Source organism: Pseudomonas sp. RIT357 (assembly GCF_000632245.1).
Classification (GTDB): Bacteria; Pseudomonadota; Gammaproteobacteria; order Pseudomonadales; family Pseudomonadaceae; genus Aquipseudomonas; species Aquipseudomonas sivasensis.
Genome location: NZ_JFYX01000017.1, coordinates 61805 through 67804 on the forward strand (window position 1 = coordinate 61805; position 6000 = coordinate 67804).

Below are 6000 nucleotides of genomic sequence, written 5' to 3' on the forward strand. Positions count from 1 at the left end.
TGGACTCGAACCAACGACCCCCACCATGTCAAGAGCCACCATGCTAGGCGCTAGGCCACGCAGCCTATAGCCCTAAGGAAACGCCCATTCACATTATGAGGCGTCAATCATGGCTAACATTCGCTCCCTTCCCTCTGGCAATTGGAACGCTCAGGTTCGGTTGAGAGGAAGTCCCCCGCAATCCAAAACATTCCCCACTCAAGCATTGGCCCAGGCATGGGCAGACCAGTTAGAGGCTGTCACCAAGACGCATCAGACGCACACCCTGTACACGCTTGGCGTGACCTATTGCGAAACCATGCTGAAGGGCAAAGGTAGCTATGACCACGCAATCAAGATTGTTGACCAGCTCTTTGCAGCCTTCCCACAGTCAATCCATGACATCACCCCTCAGCTAGTCAATGACTTCAAGCTGAAGCGTCTACAAACGGTCAAGCCTGCGACCTGTCGCATACAGCTAGCGTTCATGTCTCGTTTCTTCAGGTTCGCTAAGCGTGGCCTGCTCATAGACATACACAACCCCGTAAGTGACATAGCCCTACCCAAGCCCGACAAGTCGAGCGACAAGGTAATCAGTGCTGGCGAGCTTAGGCAGTTGCTGAACAAGCTCTCCCCCACCATGGCCCTCATCGTGGAGCTTGCGTATGAGACAGCCATGAGACGCTCAGAAATACTCAAGCTCACAACCCAATGCCTTCACCTGGATGAGCGTATTGCGGATGTAGTGGATGGGAAGAACGGCACTAGGTCTGTGCCCCTAACCATGCGAGCCATAGAGTTACTGAAAGAGGCACAGCGGCTGGCTCTAGTAAACAAGGCACACAGAGGGAGACTGTTTATTGTGACGCATCATGCAGTGTCACAGGCCGTTAGGCTGGCAAGGAACAAGGCAGGACTTGACTGTAGCGTTAGGCTTCACCAGTTAAGGCACACGCGTATTACTAACGTAGCCAAGAAGGGGTTCAACAACGCTCAGATAATGATTGTATCGGGGCATAGGGATACTAGGTCAGTGGCTAGGTACTCACATTTGAATGCGAAGGATGTACTTCACCTCATTGATTAAGCCACCTGTGAGCACACAGGAACAACGATAGGCAATCGACTGCCACCCATATAGCCATATAAGCCTGTAGCCCCTCATAGGGGCTTACAGTGGCAACGAGTAAAGGAATGGGTGTGCATGGGAGTTATGGATAGACATTATTTTTCAGAATCCGTGTAGGGTTTTCCCTCAAAAAACAGTATATGTAGGTAGTGACTGAGATTTTTCACGCTGACCTTGTCCTATTTCCTCTCAAAAAAGAGTATATACGTAGAGGACTACAAATCATTTTAAAAATCGCTGTCTCCGTTTCTCTCAGAAACGAGTATAGATAGGTATAGAAAGCATTTTTCTAAACTATTTACGTCACGCCTTGTAGACCTTTACCCCGCAAAACCAGTATAGCTTATACCAGCATAAAGATTGCTTCCTCACACTGCTTACTCAGAGTCAGTAGGTTGCGGTCTTTTTTATTGCCTGGGCCATGAGCTTTCCAAAACAAAACAGCTGAAGAGGAATCTAAAAAGAGGACAATAATGAAAATCGAAAAAATCATAGAAAGTAAAGCCATGAGCCTTAACACAACTGACCGAAAGCTCATGTACTTGATGATCAGAAATAATAGCAACGATGGCGCACGCTGGTGTGAAATCTCTCTCGCAGAGTTTTCTTCAGCGACAGGCAAGTCTCCTAGCGCATGCAGTAAAGTAATTCAATATCTAGTAAAGCATGAACTCATAGCCATCCGAAAGGTAAGACTTGGGTCTTCATATCGCAATCAATTTAAAACAATCCCGCTGGAGTATGACCAATGAACACAATAACCATGACAGAAATCAACGAACTCGCACGTCAGACAGGTAACACCTCCATGGCGGTCCTAACAGACCTTATCGAGCGTGGCTATCAACTAGTCGAGGAACCTCCCGCACCTAGAGGCAACCCGTTAACTTCCTCTAAGGATGCGTTAGCACAATGGAAGGCATCTAAGCAGAAGGTACGAGACGAGCTTTATAAAGCAGACCCTCTTATTCGACAGCTTACTGACTTGGACACAGCATATAACTCATCCGCTCAGCAGGCCAAGCAAAGCATTGTCCAACGCGATGCATTTGGAAACATCACAGGCACCACTAAATCTGTACTCACCGGTGCAACCCAGAAAGAGCAAGCGGAACTGATGGCAGCCATTCGCGCAATGTACAACCAAGGAGAATAACTATGAAAGCAGTAGACCTAACACCAGCAGAAGTTAAAGCACTAGAACAGCGTCGCTCAGCGCTAGGTGCTATCGACTGTAGCATTGAGCAAAAGAACAAACTCATCTCAGGCATTAGGGACTACAAAGGGAGTGAGTATGGCATGACTCAATATGGCTCATATCAGGTGCTGTCTGTTCATGGTAGCAACTCGCTGCCTGTAGAGCTTGAAGGCACCTTCACAGACGCTAGACATATCACCCGAACGATAGATAACTTAATCACAGAAGGGAAACTGATTGAAGCCAAGTAACCCAAAGGTTATTTACGTAGCAGAAGCTACCCCTGGCACAGGCAAGACAGAACAATTCATTAAAGAACTGGATGTCGCCCCCTACAAGCGATACGTATACGCTGTCCCCACCAAGGTACTTACCAAAGACGTTGTAAAGCGTATTCATGCAATCGGCATAGCTCATGCTTACGTAATCAATAGCGACACCCACAAGAACGTAACTGACACAGTAGAATGCTCACTCCTTGAAGACGACCCTAAGGTTCTTATCATTACGCATAAGACTTTATTGGACCTAGACCCCTGCTACCTACAGGACTGGATTGTAGTCATTGATGAAGTACCATCGGTCGCCAATAATCTTACCAGAGATATCGGAAACCACGCCTACACAAACTTTTTAGAAAAATTCATTGAGATTGATGGCGTCTCCACCAGAGCCTCTATCAAACAAGGAATGACGAAAGAAGCTAGAGCCACCTACTCTGACATCGTAGATGATCGGGGCATGTCAACCATATGCACCTGTCTAGGTGCTCTTCTAAGGGGCAAGGCAGATGTATTCATCAAGGAATACTTCAACAAGAAAGACGGAAAATGGAAGTGGCAAGTCAGGGTAATTGATTACTTTGATTTGGATGGTATCTATCATTCCGCTTTAGAGACGCATGTTCTGGGCGCCAACGTCACTGGCACGCTAGCGTATGAGCACGCCCTCACCAAAGGCTACACCATTGAAGCATCCAAATTCACACCAGAATACAGGGGCTACAAATTTCCAAGCTACATCTATCCGATGATTCAGGGAGGCAAGGTAAGCAAGACCATGCTTCTTACTCTCCCTGACGGTAGCGTAGCCGAGGAGTGGAATGAGCAAGTGTTTGGACACGCATTGTTACGAGACGCTATTGAATTCGTACAAGGTGAACCCATCCTTGTTCAAGTTCATGAATGGTGTAAGTTCCCATTCGAGGATTACCCTAACGCAATACGTATACCTTTTGACGCCAGAGGATTGAATGGATACTTAGACGTACACCATACGCTCTCTTTAATCCACGGAAATCCCAACCCTGTAGAAGATCAGAACAATTCTGAGATGCTTTGCAAGATGAATATCTCCGCATCAGTTGGTAAGCAAGCATTACGCAATGAGCGTTATAGGGAGCTGATATTTCAAGCAGCTACGCGAAGTAGTATTAGGACGTTCAATAACGACAGACCTACTATTCACTTCGTACCCACCGAGGAGTCCGGACGACACCTAGCGTTCGATTTAACTGGATGTCACCACATCCTTAAAGACTTTACTAGATCAAGCCCAAGCACCAACGCCAGGAGTAAAACCAAAAGCAATATCCTTGCGGCTAGAGACTTGTCTTCTAAAGGTTTGTCAGCCAGAAAAATTGCTCAGGTTATGGGTGTTAGCAATAGAACTGTTAGCTTGTGGCTAAAGCAGACTGTGTAATTTCTCTTAAAGGTACTCTAAGGGATTTTACACACCCCCTCAACACTTAAGATCAAAAGCAACGTCGGCAGAGCCGACAAAGAGCACGCATTAAAAGATAAAATCAAAAGCAGAGCATATACCAGTGTATCGCTCTTGATCTTTTCTTTATGCGTATGCCACTCCGTGGCGTGCTCTTGCTTTTGCTTCTGTCACGCAGTGACGTTAAGACAATTCACCCAGGACAATACAATGTCAGACAATGATAATATTCGAATACCTGATCTAACCTCCTTCGTAATTCATAGCATCACCATACGAAGGGGTTTAGCCAAAGAGATTATTGCTAAGCGTAAGGGCCACCAAGCGCTGTATCACATCTCATATAATCATGGCATCTCTCTTCAAGCAGTAGGCTATCTATCAAGATGTTCACTAGAGGAAATTGAGAGAGCGTCCGCTACTCATCAACTCTAAAACCATAATCAAACACAGAGACAAGCAATGAATCTAACAGATAAAGACAAGACAGAATATATTGAGACAAACTCACATTGCGTACTAGCTAAGCGCTTAGACGTTAGCATGATTACGCTTGACACTTACGCAGAAGAACAAGGATGGAAAGAGGAACACCGCATTTATTGGCATGACAAATCAATTGAGATATTGAAACAAGAGTTAGTCAATGGAAACATTGCTGCCGTTAAGGAAATGTTAAAAGTAACTGGTGGCGTAAGACCTGTAGGACGCCCACGTAAATTAGAGGCTGAGCGTGAAATTGCAATCGACAAGCGCATTAAGGAAGAATATGACGCAGACATTCGACGAATGAAGCTCGTAGACAGCAAACCAAGATAATTATTTATTAAGACAGGAGGGGTGCATTGACCCTGGAAGCTAGCGTTCAACTTAAAACAGTAGGCATTGGACATAGCAAGGGCAGATAGAGCGTGATGCTCAGATTCTAGGCGTACCTAGATGCCCCTCAGGGGTGCTCAATGCGTTACCACACTGGCCGTTCTTCATAGGGGCGAAGCCCTCTATGCCTGATAGCTCAGCTACCAATCACCTGCCCTTCTAACTACGCCAGAAGGGGTAAGCGTTCCACGTCTGAGCGTGGCTACTCCCACCGGCCTTCAAACCACCGGCACTGTCCTCTCAGCGTTCACGCCACCACTACACCATCGAAGGTTCGCTATGGCACTACTGACATTGAGGCGTCTCGCTCTCTGAGACGTACAGTTCAGCATCTGCTAGACCCGTTTGCCCAATGGACTTATAGCGTAAAGCCACTACAATATCAAGACGAGGCAAGCCCCTCGCATTCGATGCTTTAAAGTGGAGCGCTACAGTGGATAACCCTACGCCTCAAGATTTCACTCACTATGTCCAAGCCCTAAAGCAACTCAAAGAACTCACAACGGTCAGTAATCCGTGGATACCTGTGTGGTCGGCTATTGTGGGCGGACTAATAGCATCAGTACCAGCAGGAATAGGGGCATTATACAGAGCCCATTCGACACGCGAGTCGGTAAAGATCGCTATACTCACAGAGATTGAGAACATAGCATCAATGATAAGAAAACGAGATTACCTGAACCAACTTAAATCGGTGCGCGCACAACTCACCGAAATCAACAATCAAATTGCAAGCACACATAGTGATGACGAGACTACCCCCAATACCGCAAATCACGCCTTTGTGGTTGCCGTTTCCAGCGACTACTGCAAGATATACAAAGCCAACCTAGACAAGCTAGGAATGATTAAAGGCACACAGCTATCTAAAATAGTAAACTTCTACAGCCTTATAGAGTCGATTATTTTGGATGCTAAACCTGATGGCATCCTAGGCTCAAGAGGCTCTGTCGAAGACTATAGTGAAGTCATCGAATTCCTGGATGATGCTTTAAAGCTGGCTGATGAGCTTAGCACTCAAAAAGCTTAAGTTTTCCCCAGAAATTCAGAAGCCGCATTGCATATATAAGCACCCCACCCCACACCCCCTGCC

General features: G+C 46.3%; 7 protein-coding genes. All 7 read left to right on the top strand.

Annotated features, from left to right (window positions below):
• Nucleotides 1-109: 109 nt before the first annotated feature.
• Nucleotides 110-1066 (top strand): site-specific integrase, encoded by a 957-nt coding sequence (locus tag BW43_RS13995; protein ID WP_032887003.1) that lies wholly within the window; start codon nt 110-112, stop codon nt 1064-1066.
• 515 nt (nt 1067-1581) lie between these two features.
• Entirely contained in the window at nt 1582-1860 is a 279-nt protein-coding gene (locus tag BW43_RS13990) for a hypothetical protein (RefSeq protein ID WP_032887004.1), read from the top strand.
• The gene (locus BW43_RS13985; RefSeq protein ID WP_032887005.1) at nt 1857-2264 is read left to right on the top strand and encodes a hypothetical protein; all 408 of its coding nucleotides are present in this window, start codon (nt 1857-1859) and stop codon (nt 2262-2264) included. The genes BW43_RS13990 and BW43_RS13985 overlap by 4 nt, the downstream gene beginning before the upstream one ends.
• Nucleotides 2265-2266: 2 nt before the next feature.
• Complete coding sequence (locus BW43_RS13980) at nt 2267-2557, top strand: hypothetical protein (protein ID WP_032887006.1); 291 nt, start codon at nt 2267-2269, stop codon at nt 2555-2557.
• Complete coding sequence (locus BW43_RS13975) at nt 2544-4007, top strand: DEAD/DEAH box helicase (RefSeq protein ID WP_032887007.1); 1464 nt, start codon at nt 2544-2546, stop codon at nt 4005-4007. The genes BW43_RS13980 and BW43_RS13975 overlap by 14 nt, the downstream gene beginning before the upstream one ends.
• Before the next feature lie 483 nt (nt 4008-4490).
• Nucleotides 4491-4847: a hypothetical protein gene (locus tag BW43_RS13970; RefSeq protein ID WP_032887008.1), complete on the top strand. Its 357-nt coding sequence runs from the start codon at nt 4491-4493 to the stop codon at nt 4845-4847.
• A gap of 493 nt (nt 4848-5340) precedes the next feature.
• Complete coding sequence (locus BW43_RS28795) at nt 5341-5937, top strand: hypothetical protein (RefSeq protein ID WP_155989965.1); 597 nt, start codon at nt 5341-5343, stop codon at nt 5935-5937.
• Nucleotides 5938-6000 lie beyond the last annotated feature (63 nt).